Source organism: Geodermatophilus sp. SYSU D01186 (assembly GCF_054050215.1).
Genome location: NZ_JBJGYW010000023.1, coordinates 1 through 15053, shown reverse-complemented (window position 1 = coordinate 15053; position 15053 = coordinate 1). Strand labels below are relative to the sequence as shown.

The window sequence follows — 15053 nt, the reverse complement described above, 5'->3', positions numbered from 1 at the left end:
ACCGGCGTGGCCGCCGGGTGCGGGGAGTGACGCAGCTCTCCCGGGCGGGGCGGGCGCCCCGGGCCCACCGCACTACCCTCGTCGGATGCCTGCGATGCCCCCGACGCGGTTCGCCTATCTCGGGCCCGAGGGTACCTTCGCCGAAGCGGCCCTGAGCAGGGTCGTTCCGCCTGCGGAGGGGGTGCGGCAGCCCGCGGCCAGCGTCCCGGCGGCGCTCGCCGCGGTCCGCTCGGGGGAGGCCGACGCGGCCCTCGTCCCGATCGAGAACTCGGTGGAGGGCTCGGTGCCGGCCACCATGGACGCGCTGGCCGACGGCGCCCCGCTGCTGATCGCCCGCGAGGTGTTCCTGGCGGTCTCCTTCGTCCTCGCCGTGCGGCCGGGCACCGACCTGGCCGCCGTCCGCAGTGTGGCCAGCCACCCGCACGCGCTGGCGCAGACCGCCCGCCGCCTGGCCGAGCTGCTGCCCGGCGTCGTCCCCCTGCCGGCGACGTCCACCGCCGGGGCGGCCCGGCAGGTCGCCGAGGGGGAGTTCGACGCCGCGGTCTGCGCGCCGATCGCCGCAGAGCGCTACGGGCTGACCGCCCTGGTCGGGGACGTCGCCGACCACCCCGGCGCGGTCACCCGCTTCCTGCTGGTCACCCCGCCGGGGCCGCTGCCGGCCCCCACCGGCAACGACAAGACCTCGCTGGTCGCGGTGGTCGGCGACCGCACCGGCGCCCTGCTGGAACTGCTGCGCGAGTTCTCCGTGCGCGGGATCAGCCTGACCCGCATCGAGTCGCGCCCCACCCGGGAGCGGCTGGGCGTGTACTCGTTCTCCCTCGACTGCGAGGGGCACGTCGCCGACGCCCGCGTGGGTGAGGCGCTGGCCGGGCTGCACCGGGTGTGCGACGACGTCCGCTTCCTCGGCTCCTACCCCCGGGCCGACGGCCGGGAGAACAAGCCGGTGCCGCCGACCGCCGGCGACGACGCCTTCGCCGAGGCCGCCGGCTGGCTGCAGGCCGTGCGGGAGGGCCGCGCCTGACACCGCTCAGGTCCGGACCCGGGCGCGCAGCTCGGTGACGATGCGGCGGACGACCGGGACGTCGACGCCGTGCCGGTCGGCGGCCCGCACCACGGCGCCGCCGATCGCTTCCAGCTCGGTGCGGTTGCCGGCCTCGACGTCGCGCAGCATCGACGACTTCGCTGCCGCGGGCACCGTCTCGGCGAACCGGAGGGTGGCCGCCGCGTCGACCTCGGCGCCCTCGGCACGGGCCACCGCGGCGATCTCCTCGACGACAGCCCGCAGGTCGGCCCCGCGCCGCTCGCGCACCTCCCCGATCGGGCCGCCCACGCTGGTGGTCAGCAGCGCCATCGGGGCGAGGAAGCACAGCTTGGCCCAGAGCAGCCCGGCCTCGTCGGCGCGCGCGACGACGTCCACGCCGGCGTCGGCCAGGGCCGCGGCGAGGAGCTCGGCGCCCGGTGCCAGCGTGACGGTGGCGAGCCGGCCCTCGTGCCGGATCGCCCCCGGGGCGGTGCGGCTGGCGATCACCTGGATGGAGCCCGCGACGGTGCGGGCCCGCGGCAGCCGGGCTCGGAGCACCGCCATGTGCTCCAGGCCGTTGAGCAGCGGCACGAGCAGGGCCGTCCCCAGCACGGCGGGCGGGAGCCGGTCCAGCGCCGGCTCCAGCTGGGTGGCCTTGGCGGTGACCAGGCAGGCGTCGACCGGCCCGGGCAGGACCTCCGCACCGGAGACCGGCACCGCGAACTCGCCGTAGCGGTCACTGGTCACCCGGAGCCCGTCCCGGTCGACGACCGTGGCCGTCTGCCGGCCGGCGAGGCAGGTGACCGCGTGCCCCCGCCGGGCCAGCAGGGCGGCGAGCAGGCCCCCGACCCCGCCGGGGCCGAGCACCGCGATGCGCAGCGGGTCCATGCCACCACCCTGGCCCGGGCGGGCGGAGGCCGGCTACACGCGCGCCGGCTCGCGCTCCGGCGCCGGCGTCGTCCGCGCCGCCAGGGCGCCGGGCCACCACACCCGGTCGCCGGCCAGGTGCACCGCCGCCGGCACCAGCAGCGAGCGGACGAGGAAGGTGTCCAGCAGGACGCCGAAGCCGACGAGGAACCCGAGCTGGGTCAGGATCACCAGAGGCAGCACGGTGAGGGCGCCGAAGGTGGCGGCCAGCACCAGGCCGGCGCTGGTGATGACCCCGCCGGTGACCGCGAGGGCCCGCAGCACGCCGTCCCTCGTGCCGTGGTGGGCGGACTCCTCCCGCGCCCGGGTCATCAGGAAGATGTTGTAGTCGATCCCGAGCGCCACCAGGAAGACGAACCCGATCAGCAGCACCTGCGGATCGCTGCCCGGGAAGTCGAAGACGTGCTCGAACACCAGCGCGCTCACGCCGACCGTCGAGAGCACGCTCAGCGCGACCGTGGCCACCAGCAGCACCGGCGCGACCAGCGCCCGGAGCAGCAGCGCGAGGACCACGGTGATGACCAGCAGCACCAGCGGCACGATCACCGCCAGGTCGCGGGCAGCGGTCTCCTGGGTGTCCAGGTCGCTCGCCGTCGAGCCGCCGACCAGCGCCTCGGGGTCGACGTCGCGCACCGCCGTCCGCAGTTCGGCGACCACGGCCTGCGCGGCCTCGCTGTCGGGGGCGTCGGCGAGGGTGACGTCGAGCCGGACCAGCCCGTCGACCTCGACCGGGTCGCCCGCGCCGGGCGGTCCGGACCGTTCGCCGCTGAAGGGCACGACGTCGGTGACGCCGTCCAGGCCCGCGGCGGCCTCGGCGACCGCCGGCCAGTCGCCGGCCGGGGTGAGGACGACGGCCGGGCTGGCGCCGCCGGCGTCGAAGTGCCGCGCCAGCGCCTCCTGCCCCGTCGCCGACGGCGAGCCCCCGCGGACGGCGTCGGACAGGGCGATGCCCCCGGCGTCGAAGGTCGGCGCGAACGCGGCGAGCGCGACCAGGACGGCGAGGCTGGCCAGCAGCACCCGGCCCGGACGGCGCCCCACGCCGGTGGCCACCCGCTGCCAGCCGCGCCCGTGCGGCTGGTCGTCGCCCACGCGCGGCCGGAACGGCCAGAACGCCGCCCGGCCGAGGAGCACCAGCGCCGCCGGCAGGAAGGTGAGCGCGGCCAGCACCGCGACGGCGATGCTCACCGCGGAGATCGGACCCAGGCCGCGGTTGGAGCCGAGGTCGGAGAAGAGCAGGCACAGGACGCCGAGGACGACGGTGGCGCCGCTGGCCACGATCGGCTCCCACGACTGCCGGAGCGCCGTGCGCATGGCGGTGGTCCGGGAGGCCTCCCGGCGCAGCTCCTCGCGGTAGCGGGCGACCAGCAGCAGGCCGTAGTCGGTGGCCGCGCCGACGACGAGGATCGAGGCGATGCCCTGGCTCTGGCCGTTGACCTCGATCCAGCCCCGGTCGGCCAGCAGGTAGGCGACCGCGAGGGAGACCACGAGGGCCAGCCCGGCCGTGGTGATCACCAGCAGCGGCAGGAGCGGGCTGCGGTAGACGACCAGCAGGATCAGCAGGACCACGCCGAACGCGGCGAGCAGCAGCAGGCCGTCGATGCCGGAGAAGCCCTCACGGAAGTCGTTGAACACCGCGCCCGGGCCGGTGACGTACGCGGTGGTGCCCTCGACACCGGGCAGCGCCCGCAGCTCGCCGACCACCTCGCCGAGCGCGTCGCCGAGGTCGGGGTCGAACGGCAGGACCGCCTGCACCGCCGCGCCGTCCTCCGACGGGATCGGCGGGGACGCCTCGCCGGTCAGGGCGCCGGCCTCCTCGGCCAGGCCGACCGCCTCGCGGGTGCGCCCGGCGATCTCACCGAGCTGCGCCTCCTCGAGGGCGCCGTCCGTGCTCTCCCACAGCAGGACGACCGGGAGGCTGCGCTCGGTCCGGAAGCCCGCCAGCAGCTCGGTCACCCGGGTGGACTCCGCGCTGTCGGGCAGGAAGGCTGCGGAGTCGTTCTCCTGGACCTCGGTCAGCCTGCCGCTGAACGACCCCAGCGGGCCGGCCAGGCCGAGCCAGAGGAGGGCGACGAGGGCGGGGAGCAACCAGCGGGCGACGGAGCGCATGATGTCCTTCGACGGTCGATCATCTCGATCGTCGAGAGAATACGGCGCTCTGCCGCCGCGCGCCAACGGGAGGGTGGAGTGGCCGAGGACGCCGACGCCGGGCGGCAGGAGGTGGCGCTGCTCCTCCGCCGGCTGACCGTCGAGCTGGACGCGGTGGGACAGCGGTTCGCCGGGCTGCACGGCCTGGGGCGCACCGACGTCCGGGCGCTGGTGGCGATCATGGACGCCGCCCGCCGCGGCCAGGCGCTCACCGCGGGCGCGCTCGGCTCGGCGGTGGAGCTCAGCTCGGCGTCGGTGACCGCGCTGGTCGACCGGCTGGAGCGGGTCGGCCACGTGCGGCGGGTCCGGGACCCCGAGGACCGGCGCCGGGTGGCGCTGGAGATCTCCGACGAGGCGATGGCGGCCGGGGCGGAGTACTTCGGTGGGCTGCAGCGCGACCTCGTCGGCGCGATGGCCGGCTACTCGGGCGAGGAGCTGGCCGTCGTCCGCCGGTTCCTGGAGGAGATGACCGCGGTGATCGAGCGGCACGCCCGGCCGGCCGCCGACTGAGTCCCACGCTCTGTGCACACATCGTGGTCTCGCCCGCCGCTTGCGCACGGTCTGCGCACAGAGCAGGGTCTCGGCGTGCCTGCCCCGGTGCCCGCGGATCCGGACACCGCGCGACCGGCGCCGCGACGTGGGCCTCAGAGGTAGAGGCCGGTGGACTCCTCGATCCGCTCGGCCGCGACGGCGTGCACGTCCCGCTCGCGCAGGATGATCAGCTCCTCGCCGTGCACCTCGACCTCGTGCTGGTCCTCGGGGGAGAACAGCACCTGGTCGCCGACCTTCACCTGGCGGACGCCGGCACCGACGCCGCGCGCCTCGCCCCACACCAGCCGCTTGGCCACCTGGGCGGTCGCCGGGATGAGGATGCCGCCCGTGGAGCGGCGCTCGCCGTCCTCCTTGCGGAGCGCCACCAGGATGCGGTCGTGCAGCATCTTGATCGGCAGCCCTGAGCCCCTGACGTCAGCCACGCCGGGTCACGTTACGCGGGGCGCCGATCGTCGAGCCGCACCCGTCAGCCCCACCCGAGCTCGTGCAGCCGCTCGTCGTCGATGCCGAAGTGGTGCGCGATCTCGTGGACGACGGTGATCGTGACCTCCTCGACGACCTCCTCGGCGGTCGAGCAGATGTCGCAGATGGCCTCGCGGTAGATCATGATCCGGTCCGGCAGCGCGCCGCCGTACTGCCAGCCCCGCTCGGTCAGGGCGTAGCCGTCGTAGAGCCCGAGCAGCTCGGGCTCCTCCTCGTTGCGGTCCTCGACCAGGACGACGACGTTGTCCAGCAGCGCCATGAGCTCGGCCGGCACCTGGTCGAGGGCGTCGGCGACCAACTCCTCGAAGACGGGGAGCGGCAGCGCCTTCACCAGCTGGTGGGCAGCGGCCGGCCCTCCTCGTAGCCGGCCGCGCTCTGCACCCCCACGACCGCCCGCTCGTGGAACTGGTCCACCGTGCGGGCGCCGGCGTAGGTGAACGACGACCGCACCCCGGCCACGATCTGGTCGATGAGGTCCTCGACACCGGGACGGGCCGGGTCGAGGTACATCCGCGAGGAGCTGATGCCCTCCTCGAACAGGCCGGCCCGGGCCCGCTCGAACCCGCTCTGCGCCGACGTCCGGGCCTTGACCGCGCGGGCCGAGGCCATGCCGAAGGACTCCTTGTACTGGCGGCCGTTGCCGTCGTCGTGGACGTCGCCGGCCGACTCGTAGGTGCCGGCGAACCAGGAGCCCACCATCACGTTCGCCGCGCCGGCGGCCAGCGCCAGCGCGACGTCGCGCGGGTGGCGCACGCCGCCGTCGGCCCACACGTGCTTGCCCAGGGCACGGGCCGCCGCGGCGCACTCCTCGACGGCGGAGAACTGCGGCCGGCCGACGCCGGTCATCATCCGCGTCGTGCACATCGCGCCGGGGCCGACGCCGACCTTGACGACGTCCGCGCCGGCCTCGATGAGGTCGCGGGTGCCCTCGGCGGTGACCACGTTGCCGGCCACGACCGGCGTGGAGCCGGCCACGGACCGCACCGCGCGGACCGCCTCCACCGCCTTCTCCTGGTGCCCGTGCGCGGTGTCGACGACGAGCACGTCGACGCCGGAGGCCAGCAGCGCGCCGGCCTTTCCGGCGACGTCGCCGTTGATGCCGACGGCGGCCGAGGTGAGCAGCTGCCCGTCCCCGTTGACCGCGGGGAGGTAGAGCGCCGAGCGCAGCGCGCCCTTGCGGGTGATGATCCCGACCAGCCGGTCGCCCTCCACGACGGGCGCGGCGTTGACCCGCTCGTCGGACAGGACGTCGAAGATCTTGGGCAGGTCGGTGCCGGCCGGGACGGTGAGCGGCTCGGTCATGACCTGCGCGAGCTGGGTGAAGCGGTCCACGCCCTGGCAGGCGCCGTCGGTGACGATCCCGACCGGGTGGCCGCCGGACACCACCACGACCACGCCGTGCGCGCGCTTGTGCATGAGCGACAGCGCCTCGGCGACCGTGGACGACGGGTCGAGCGTGATCGGGGTGTCGTAGACCGGGTGCCGGGCCTTCACCCACGACACGACCTCGCCGACGACGTCCACCGGGATGTCCTGGGGGAGCACGGCCAGCCCGCCGCGGCGGGCCACGGTCTCGGCCATGCGGCGGCCGGAGATCGCGGTCATGTTCGCGACCACGACGGGGATGGTCGTACCCACCCGGTCGGGCGTGGTCAGGTCGACCTCGAGCCGGGAGCCCACGGTGGAGTGGTTGGGCACCATGAACACGTCGGCGTAGGTCAGGTCGGTCGCCGGACGGGTGCCACCCAGGAAGCGCATGGGTCCAGTGTCCCAGGCTGCACGACCGCCGCCGGTGAGGTCGCCGATCCGGCCCGCCTGGAGCCCGGCGACCGTGCGACGGCGGCGATCTCGCCGGGCGGGGCGGCACGGCGGGCTGCGTCCGTACGATCGGTGTGTGATCGACCTGCGGCTCGTGCGTGAGCACCCCGACCTCGTCAAGGCCAGCCAGCGAGCCCGCGGGGCCGACGAGTCCCGGGTCGACGACCTGATCGCTGCCGACACCGCCCGCCGCGAGGCGGTCAAGCGCGCCGACGACCTGCGCGCCGAGCAGAAGGCCGCCTCACAGGCGGTGAAGAAGGCCTCCCCGGAGGAGCGGCCCGCCGTCCTGGAGCGGGCCAAGGCACTGGCCGCCCAGGTGAAGGAGGCCGAGGAGGCGCTGCGCACCGCGGACGCCGCCCTGCGCGAGGCGCACCTGCGGATCCCCAACGTCGTCCACGACGACGTGCCGCCCGGCGGTGAGGACGACGCGGTGACGATGCGCACCGTCGGCGAGGTGCCCTCCTACGACTTCCCGGTGCGCGACCACCTGGAGATCGGCGAGGCGCTCGGCGCGATCGACATGGAGCGCGGGGCGAAGGTCTCCGGCGCCCGCTTCTACTTCCTCACCGGCCCCGGCGCGCTGCTCGAGTTCGCCCTCGCCCAGCTGGCCATCAGCCGGGCCGTCGCCGCCGGGTTCACCCCCGTCGTCGCCCCGGCGCTGGTGCGGCCCGAGGCCATGGAGGGCACCGGCTTCCTCGGCGAGCACGACGAGGAGGTCTACCGCGTCGAGCGCGACGACCTGTACCTGGTCGGCACCTCCGAGGTCGCGCTGGCCGGCATGCACCAGAACGAGGTGCTGGACCTGGCGGCCGGCCCCCGCCGCTACGCCGGCTGGTCGTCCTGCTTCCGCCGCGAGGCCGGCTCCTACGGCAAGGACACCCGCGGCATCATCCGCGTGCACTGGTTCGACAAGGTCGAGATGTTCAGCTTCTGCCGGCCCGAGGAGGCCGCCGAGGAGCACCTGCGGCTGCTGGCCTGGGAGGAGGAGTTCCTCCAGCTGCTGGAGCTGCCCTACCGGGTGGTCGACATCGCCGCCGGTGACCTGGGCACCAGTGCCGCCCGCAAGTACGACATCGAGGCGTGGTTCCCCAGCCAGGGCACCTACCGCGAGCTGACCAGCACCTCGGACTGCACCACCTTCCAGGCCCGCCGGCTGGCCATCCGGTACCGCGACGCCGACGGGAAGAACCAGCCGGCGGCCACGCTCAACGGCACGCTGTGCGCCATCGCCCGCACCATCGCCTGCCTGCTCGAGGTGCACCAGCGCGCCGACGGCTCGGTGTACGTCCCGGCGGCGCTGCGCCCGTGGCTGGGCGGCCACGAGGTCCTCACCCCCGGCATGACGCTGGCGGCGCCGGTGCCCGCATGAGCGACGCCGCGCCCCGGGCCGTGCTCTCCGGGCACGTGCCCTCACCGCACTCCGACCGCGTGGTCGAGCCCGGCGACCTGGGCGACTGGCGTCCCAAGCTGGTGGCCAGCGACCTCGACGGCACCCTGCTGCGCTCCGACGGCGAGGTCAGCGCCCGCACGCGGGCGGCGCTGGAGGCCTGCTGGGACGCCGGGATCCCGGTCGTGGGCGTGACCGGCCGCGGCCCGCGGCTGCTCGACAGCGTCCGCGGGGCGATGGACGGGCGCGGCATCGCCGTCCTGGCCCAGGGCGGCTTCGTCGTCGACCTGGAGCGCGACGAGGTGCTGCGCACCGTGGGGCTGCCCCGCGACCGGGCGATGGCGGTCATCGAGCGGATCGAGGCGGTGGCCGGTGAGCTCGTCGTCGCCGTCGAGGACGCCGCCGAGCAGGCCGAGGTGCACAGCGCGCTGCGCGTCCAGCACGGCTTCGACTGGCCCTACCCGGAGCCGGCCCACCTGCTGCCGCGGGCCCAGGTGCTGCCGCAGGGTGCGGTGCTCAAGGTGTTCCTCCGGTCGCCCTCCCTCGGCCAGGACGAGCTGCTGGCCCGCGCCCGGCGGGTCGTCGACCCGGCGGAGGCCGAGCTGACCCACGCCGGGCTCGGCTTCATCGAGGTCCTGCCGGTCGGCGTCACCAAGGCGTCCGGGCTGGCCATCGCGCTGGAGCGCTACGGCGTCGGGTTCGGCGACGTCCTGGTCTTCGGTGACATGCCCAACGACCTGCCGATGCTGGAGGCGGTGCGGGTCGCCGGCGGGCGGGCGGTCGCCGTCGCCAACGCGCACCCCGACGTCCTCGCCGCCACCCCGCTGCGCACCAGCGGGCACGACGCGGACGGCGTCGCCCGATACCTGGAGGCTGTGCTCGGTGTCTGACTGGAAGCCGAGACTGATCGCCAGCGACATGGACGGCACGCTCCTGCACCGGGACGACACGGTCAGCGAGGCGACCGTCGCCGAGCTGGAGCGCTGGCGGGCCGACGGCGTCCCGGTGGTGCTGGCCACCGGCCGGCCGCCGCGCTGGATGACCCGCATCCGCGACGTCCTGGGGCACGGCACCGCCGTCTGCTGCAACGGCGCGGTGCTGCTGGACCTCGAGAGCTTCGAGATCCTCGACGAGGACCACCTCGAGCCCGAGGTGTTGCAGGAGGTCACCGCCGAGCTGCGCCGCCAGCAGCCGGACACCTGGTTCGCCGTCGAGTACGGCCTGGAGTTCCGGCACGAGCCGGTGTACCAGCCGCGCTGGGACGTCGACGCCCCTGGTGTCTCCGTCGCCCCGCTGGAGGAGCTGGTCGCCGTGCCCGTGGCCAAGCTGCTGGCCCGCCACGAGGCGCTGCCGCGCGACGAGTTCGTCGCCCTGGTCGAGGCCGCGGTGGACGGCCGGGCCACGGTCACCAACTCCTCCAGCGACGCGCTGGCCGAGATCTCCGCGCTCGGCGTCACCAAGGCCAGCGGCCTGGCGAAGGTCGCCGCCCAGCACGGCGTCGGCCCGGAGGACGTCGTCGTCTTCGGTGACATGCCCAACGACATCGCCGCGTTCGACTGGGTGCGGGAGGCCGGCGGCCGGGCCGTGGCGATGGCCCACGCGCACCCCGACCTGCTCGCCGCGGCCACCGACGTGACCGGCACCAACGACGACGACGGGGTGGCCGCCTTCCTCGCCGCGCTGTAGCCGCCGGCCGGGCCGACCGGCGTCGGCGGCTCCCGCGCCTGACCGCGGACCCGCGGCGGCGCCGTCCCCACCCCCGCGGGGGACGGCGCCGCCGCGTCCGGGCTCAGGTGAGGGCGTTGTAGGCGATCACGAAGGCGACGATCGACGCGACGACCGCCAGGGCGCCGAGGACGACCCCGGCCGTCGCCAGCCCGGTCGGTGCCCCGTTCCGCGCGGACTGCCGGCGGCCGACCGAGCCCAGGACGACGCCCAGGACGCCCAGGACCAGGCCCAGGATCGGGATCAGCCAGGACAGGACGAGGCCGGCCAGCCCGGTCACGAAGCCGCCGATGCCGAGACCGCTCTGCGTCCCGCCGCGTGTGGCCGGCGAGTGCTGCTCTGTGGTCACCGTTCCTCCGTTCCCGCAGGCCGGACTCTCCGGCCGGGGTGGGCAGGGTCGGCGGCCACGGCGGGGGTGAAACGACCGGAGCGGGCCGTTCACCCGGTCAGGGGAACGGCCCACTCCGCAGCGTGACGCGGCGGGTGCTACAGGTACTGGCCGCCGCCGGGACGGAAGTCCGGCTGCTGCGGCGGCACGCCCTGCTGGCCGCCGGGCAGCGCGCGCCGGCGCATCTCCTCCAGCTGGGCGCGGGCGGCCATCTGCTGGGCGAACAGCGCGGTCTGGATGCCGTGGAACACGCCCTCCAGCCAGCCGACCAGCTGCGCCTGCGCGATCCGCAGCTCGGCGTCCGAGGGCGTCTCGTCCTCCGCGAAGGGCAGCGTGATCCGCTCCAGCTCGTCGCGCAGCTCCGGCGCCAGGCCCTGCTCCAGTTCGCGGATCGACGAGGCATGGATGTCGCGCAGCCGCTGCCGGCTGGCCTCGTCCAGCGGCGCGGCGCGGACCTCCTCGAGCAGCTGCTTGATCATGGTGCCGATCCGCATGACCTTCGCCGGCTGCTCGACCATGTCGCCGATGGTGGCCTCGCCGTCGGCACGGTCGGCGCCGTCGTCCTGGCCCTGTGGCATGGGCATCGTGCCGACCGGCCGGCCGTCGGGGCCGACGACGACGACCTGTTGTGGGCGTTCACTCCCGTTTCCCGGTGCGGTCATGTCCCCATCCTCCCCTGATCGGCTGGATGCCCGCCGGGGACCCGGACGGCCCGCCGGGAGCCGGGCGCGCAGCGTCTAGGGTCGAAGACCATGGGACCGGGGCAGGGACACCTGGACGTCGCGCGCGTCCGCGGCCTGTTCCCGGGCCTCTCCGACGGCTTCGTCCACGCCGACGGGCCGGCCGGCGCGCTGCTGCCGGAGAGCGTCGTACTCGCCGTCGCGCAGGCCATGCGGGTCCCGGTGGCCGACCGCGGCGGGGTGTTCCCGGCGTCGGCCCGCGCGGAGGGGCTGGTCGCCAGCGCCCGCGCCGCGGTGGCCGACCTCGTCGGCGGGGTCTCCTCCGGTGTCGTCCTGGGCGCGAACATGACCGCGCTGACCTACACGATGGCCCGCACGCTGGCCCGGACGTGGCGACCCGGCGACGAGATCGTGGTGAGCCGGCTGGACCACGACGCCAACATCCGCCCCTGGGTGCAGCTCGCCGAGCAGTCCGGCGTCACGGTCCGGTGGGCCGAGGTGGACATCGAGACCGGTGAGCTGCCGGACTGGCAGTACGACGAGCTGCTGACCAGCCGCACCCGGCTGGTCAGCCTCACCGCCGCCAGCAGCGCCCTGGGCACCTGCCCGGACGTCGCCGCGATCGCGCAGCGGGCGCACGCGGTGGGCGCGCTGGTCTACGTCGACGGGGTGCACGCCGCCCCGCACACCCTGCTCGACGTCACGGCGCTCGGCGCGGACTTCCTCACGGTCGCGGCGGACAAGTGGTGCGGCCCGCACGTCGGCGCCGTCGTCGCCGACCCGGCGCTGCTCGCCGAACTCCACCCGGAGAAGCTCGCGCCCGTCCCCGACCGGGTGCCGGACCGGTTCGAGAGCGGGACGCCGCCGTTCGAGCTGCTGGCCGGGGTGACCGCCGCCGTCGAGCACCTGGCCGGGCTCAGCGACCGGGCGACCGGCTCCCGCCGCGAACGGCTGCGGACGTCGATGGCCGCCGTCGCCGAGTACGAGGCCGGCCTGTTCGCCTGGCTGGACCAGGCGCTGCGCGCGATGCGGCACGTGCAGGTCCTCGGCTCGGCGGCCCGCACCACGCCGACGCTGTCGTTCACCGTCGCCGGCATGCGGCCGCGCCAGGTCGCCGTGGAGCTCGCCCGCCGCGGGATCTGCGCCTGGGACGGCGACTTCTACGCCCGCGAGCTCTTCGACGCACTCGGCGTGAACGAGGAGGGCGGCGCGGTGCAGCTGGGCCTCATGCACTACAACACCGCCGACGAGGTCGGTCACCTCGTCGACTCGGTCGCCGCCCTCCGTCCGCGCTGAACCCTTCCCGGCCGGGAGCCGTACTGCGGGGTGTGGCCCCTGCCGCGGGGACCACCCGGCGGAGGGGATCCCATGCGGAGCACGGCCGTCCCGCCCACCAGCTCGCGAGCACCGCCGTACCGGCCGCGCTGCCCGCATACTGATCCGCCCCGTTCCGGAGGAGTGTGCGATGAGCCCGTCCCGCCCGGCCGCGCCCCGGCCCGGCGTGCGGGTGCAGCGCGCCGGCGCGGTCGCCGTCGTCCGGCCGCGCGGAGGCCTGGATGCCGGGGCTCCACCCCGCGAGGTGCCGGCCGGCTGATGGGCGCGCGGAGCGGCGACACCGGGGAGCGCACCCTGCGCGCGCTCTACGACGCGCACGCCGCCGCCCTTCTCGCCTACGCCGTTCGGCTGTGCGACGGCGACCGCTCCCGCGCCGAGGACGTCGTCCAGGAGACCCTCGTCCGCGCGTGGCGGCACCTCGACGACCTGGACCCCGATGCGGCGCCCGTCCGCCCGTGGCTGTTCACCGTCGCCCACCGCGTGGCCATCGACGCCCACCGGGCCCGGCGGGCGCGGCCGCCCGAGGTGGCCGACACTGGCCTGGCGGCCGTGCCCGCACTCGACGAGCTCGGCCCGGCGCTGGACCGGATCGTCGTCACCGATGCGCTCAGGGCGCTGTCGGCCGAGCACCGGGCGGTCCTCGTCGAGACCTACTACCGGGGGCGCACGGTGAGGGAGGCCGCCGCCGTGCTCGGCGTCCCGCCCGGCACGGTGAAGTCCCGCTGCTACTACGCCCTGCGCGCGCTCAAGCTCGCCCTGGCCGAGAGGGGGATGACGACGTGACCTGCCGTGCCGTGGTGCCCGACCTCGGCGCCCTCCTGCTCGGGGCGTTCGAGCCGGCGGACCGACGGCGGGTCGAGGCGCACCTGGACGACTGCGCCGACTGCCGGGCGGAGCTGGCCGAGCTGGCGGCGCTGCCGGAACTGCTCGCGCTGGTGGACCCCGCGGACCTCGAGGCGCCGCACGTCACGCCCTCGCCGGACCTCTTCGCGCGGGTGTCGGCCGCGTCCCGGCGGCCCTCCCGGGCCCGCCGGCTGCTGCTGGTGGCGGCCGCGCTGGTGCTCGTCGCCGGAGGCGCGGCGGCCGGGATGGCGGCGTGGTCCGGCAGCGGTGCGACCACGGCGGTGGCGTCCGAGGGTGCGGTGCGCATGGCCGTGACCGCGTCGACAGGGGGCGGCGGCACGGTGGTGGACGTCGCGGTCGCCGGGCTCCCCCAGGACGCCTGGTGCCGGCTGGTGGTCGTGGACCGCGACGGCCGCCACCACGCGGCGGGGGAGTGGGCGGTCGACTACGAGGGCGGCGGCATCTGGCGGGGCTGGGCGGACGTCGACGCGGGCGCCGTCACCGCCGTCCTCGTGGTCGACGAGGACGGCGCGGCCCTCGTGCGGGCGCCGCTGTAGGGGCGCCCGCACCCGCTCACTCGTTGACCAGCAGCACCTTGCCGACGTGCTCGCTGGCGTCGACCACCCGGTGCGCCTCGGCGGCCCGCGCCATCGGCAGCCGGCGATCGATGATCGGCCGCACGACGCCGCGCTCGACGTCCGGCCACACGTCGTGCCGCACCGCGGCGACGATCTCGGCCTTGCCTCCCGGGCCCGTCGCCGGGCGCGCCCGCAGCGTCGTGGCGTGGATCGCGGCGCGCTTGCGCATCAGCCCGCCGAGGTCGAGCTCGGCCTTCGTCCCGCCCTGCATGCCGATGCAGACCAGCCGCCCGCCGGTGGCCAGCGCGTCGACGTTCCGGGCCAGGTACTTGGCGCCCATGTTGTCGAGGACGACGTCGACGCCCGCGCCGTCGGTCTCCTCCCGCACGCACGCCACGAAGTCCTCGTCGCGGTAGTTGATCAGCACGTCGGCGCCGAGCTCGCGGCAGACGTCGAGCTTGGCCGCGGTGCCGGCGGTGGTGAACACCCGCGCGCCGGCGCGGGCGGCCAGCTGGATGGCCATCGTCCCGATCCCGCTCGAGCCGCCGTGCACGAGGAAGTCGTCGCCGCGGGTCAGCCGGGCGAGCATGAAGACGTTGGACCACACCGTGCAGACCACCTCGGGCAGCGCCGCGGCCGTGGCAAGCTCGACGCCGGCCGGGCGGGGGAGCAGCTGCCCGGCGGGGACGGCGACCCGCTCGGCGTAGCCGCCGCCGGACAGCAGCGCGCACACCTCGTCGCCGACCGACCAGCCGGTGACGCCCTCACCGATATCGCTGACGATCCCGCTGCACTCCAGGCCGAGGACCTCGCTGGCACCCGGGGGCGGTGGGTAGTTGCCGGCGCGCTGCAGCAGGTCGGCCCGGTTGACCGCGGTGGCGACGACGTCGACGAGCACCTCGCCGGGCTTGAGCTCGGGGTCGGGGACCTCGCCCCACTCCAGCACCTCGGGTCCACCGGGTCCGCTCAGAGTCACCGCGCGCATGGCCCCGACCCTAGAAGGACCCCGTCCTGCCCACCGCTCGCAGGCTCGCGGCAGGTCCCGGGACGGGGCCACGGGCGGTGGGCTGACCCCGTCCTGCCCACCGCTCGCAGGCTCGCGGCAGGTCCCGGGACGGGGCCACGGGCGGTGGGCTGACCCCGTCCTGCCCACCGCTCGCAGGCTCGCGGC

Annotated in this window: 17 protein-coding genes; 9 read left to right on the top strand and 8 right to left on the bottom strand. The window is 75.7% G+C overall.

Annotation, left to right across the window (positions count from 1 at the left end; genetic code table 11):
- Positions 1-85 precede the first annotated feature (85 nt).
- Positions 86-1021 carry a prephenate dehydratase gene (gene pheA, locus ACI784_RS16900; protein ID WP_457014228.1) on the top strand — a complete coding sequence of 312 codons (936 nt, stop codon included), beginning with the start codon at positions 86-88 and terminating at the stop codon, positions 1019-1021.
- Positions 1022-1027: 6 nt separating this feature from the next.
- Here the strand turns inward: pheA and ACI784_RS16895 are convergent, their stop codons facing one another.
- Together ACI784_RS16895 and ACI784_RS16890 are read right to left on the bottom strand one after the other, a co-directional pair.
- Positions 1028-1909: a ketopantoate reductase family protein gene (locus ACI784_RS16895; RefSeq protein WP_457014227.1), complete on the bottom strand. Its 882-nt coding sequence runs from the start codon at positions 1907-1909 to the stop codon at positions 1028-1030.
- A gap of 33 nt (positions 1910-1942) precedes the next feature.
- A complete protein-coding gene (locus ACI784_RS16890) occupies positions 1943-4054 on the bottom strand; it encodes an MMPL family transporter (protein WP_457014226.1) in 2112 nt (703 codons plus the stop codon).
- A gap of 78 nt (positions 4055-4132) precedes the next feature.
- Here ACI784_RS16890 and ACI784_RS16885 point away from each other — a divergent pair, with 78 nt between their 5' ends.
- The gene (locus tag ACI784_RS16885; RefSeq protein ID WP_456922796.1) at positions 4133-4603 is read left to right on the top strand and encodes a MarR family winged helix-turn-helix transcriptional regulator; all 471 of its coding nucleotides are present in this window, start codon (positions 4133-4135) and stop codon (positions 4601-4603) included.
- 134 nt (positions 4604-4737) lie between these two features.
- Here ACI784_RS16885 and ACI784_RS16880 read toward each other — a convergent pair whose 3' ends face one another.
- From ACI784_RS16880 to ACI784_RS16870, 3 genes are read right to left on the bottom strand one after another with little or no spacing between them, the layout of a single operon-like run.
- Positions 4738-5067, bottom strand: a complete 330-nt coding sequence (locus ACI784_RS16880) for a GroES family chaperonin (RefSeq protein WP_457014225.1) — start codon at positions 5065-5067, stop codon at positions 4738-4740.
- Between the two features lie 44 nt (positions 5068-5111).
- Positions 5112-5459, bottom strand: coding sequence for a metallopeptidase family protein (locus ACI784_RS16875; protein WP_456922794.1), 348 nt, complete (start codon positions 5457-5459; stop codon positions 5112-5114).
- Positions 5456-6886, bottom strand: a complete 1431-nt coding sequence (locus tag ACI784_RS16870; RefSeq protein WP_457014224.1) for a GuaB1 family IMP dehydrogenase-related protein — start codon at positions 6884-6886, stop codon at positions 5456-5458. Before ACI784_RS16870 ends, ACI784_RS16875 begins: the two co-directional genes overlap by 4 nt.
- 136 nt (positions 6887-7022) lie before the next feature.
- On the opposite strand from ACI784_RS16870, the gene serS reads away from it, so the two are divergent.
- From serS to ACI784_RS16855, 3 genes are read left to right on the top strand one after another with little or no spacing between them, the layout of a single operon-like run.
- Positions 7023-8315 carry a serine--tRNA ligase gene (gene serS / locus ACI784_RS16865; protein WP_457014223.1) on the top strand — a complete coding sequence of 431 codons (1293 nt, stop codon included), beginning with the start codon at positions 7023-7025 and terminating at the stop codon, positions 8313-8315.
- Positions 8312-9223, top strand: coding sequence for an HAD family hydrolase (locus ACI784_RS16860; RefSeq protein ID WP_456922791.1), 912 nt, complete (start codon positions 8312-8314; stop codon positions 9221-9223). The genes serS and ACI784_RS16860 overlap by 4 nt, the downstream gene beginning before the upstream one ends.
- The gene (locus ACI784_RS16855; RefSeq protein WP_456922790.1) at positions 9216-10019 is read left to right on the top strand and encodes a Cof-type HAD-IIB family hydrolase; all 804 of its coding nucleotides are present in this window, start codon (positions 9216-9218) and stop codon (positions 10017-10019) included. Before ACI784_RS16860 ends, ACI784_RS16855 begins: the two co-directional genes overlap by 8 nt.
- A gap of 103 nt (positions 10020-10122) precedes the next feature.
- Here ACI784_RS16855 and ACI784_RS16850 read toward each other — a convergent pair whose 3' ends face one another.
- Entirely contained in the window at positions 10123-10407 is a 285-nt protein-coding gene (locus ACI784_RS16850; RefSeq protein ID WP_456922789.1) for a hypothetical protein, read from the bottom strand.
- 137 nt (positions 10408-10544) lie between these two features.
- On the bottom strand, positions 10545-11108 hold the full coding sequence (locus ACI784_RS16845; protein ID WP_456922787.1) for a bacterial proteasome activator family protein: 564 nt from the start codon (positions 11106-11108) through the stop codon (positions 10545-10547).
- A gap of 90 nt (positions 11109-11198) precedes the next feature.
- On the opposite strand from ACI784_RS16845, the gene ACI784_RS16840 reads away from it, so the two are divergent.
- The 4 genes from ACI784_RS16840 to ACI784_RS16825 all read left to right on the top strand — a co-directional run bounded on the left by ACI784_RS16840 (position 11199) and on the right by ACI784_RS16825 (position 13861).
- On the top strand, positions 11199-12422 hold the full coding sequence (locus ACI784_RS16840) for a cysteine desulfurase-like protein (protein ID WP_457014222.1): 1224 nt from the start codon (positions 11199-11201) through the stop codon (positions 12420-12422).
- A gap of 169 nt (positions 12423-12591) precedes the next feature.
- Entirely contained in the window at positions 12592-12720 is a 129-nt protein-coding gene (locus ACI784_RS16835) for a hypothetical protein (RefSeq protein ID WP_456922785.1), read from the top strand.
- Positions 12720-13244 carry a sigma-70 family RNA polymerase sigma factor gene (locus ACI784_RS16830; RefSeq protein WP_457014221.1) on the top strand — a complete coding sequence of 175 codons (525 nt, stop codon included), beginning with the start codon at positions 12720-12722 and terminating at the stop codon, positions 13242-13244. The genes ACI784_RS16835 and ACI784_RS16830 overlap by 1 nt, the downstream gene beginning before the upstream one ends.
- Positions 13241-13861 carry a zf-HC2 domain-containing protein gene (locus ACI784_RS16825; protein ID WP_457014220.1) on the top strand — a complete coding sequence of 207 codons (621 nt, stop codon included), beginning with the start codon at positions 13241-13243 and terminating at the stop codon, positions 13859-13861. The genes ACI784_RS16830 and ACI784_RS16825 overlap by 4 nt, the downstream gene beginning before the upstream one ends.
- 16 nt (positions 13862-13877) lie before the next feature.
- Here the strand turns inward: ACI784_RS16825 and ACI784_RS16820 are convergent, their stop codons facing one another.
- Positions 13878-14867, bottom strand: coding sequence for an NAD(P)H-quinone oxidoreductase (locus ACI784_RS16820; protein ID WP_457014219.1), 990 nt, complete (start codon positions 14865-14867; stop codon positions 13878-13880).
- Positions 14868-15053: the final 186 nt, after the last annotated feature.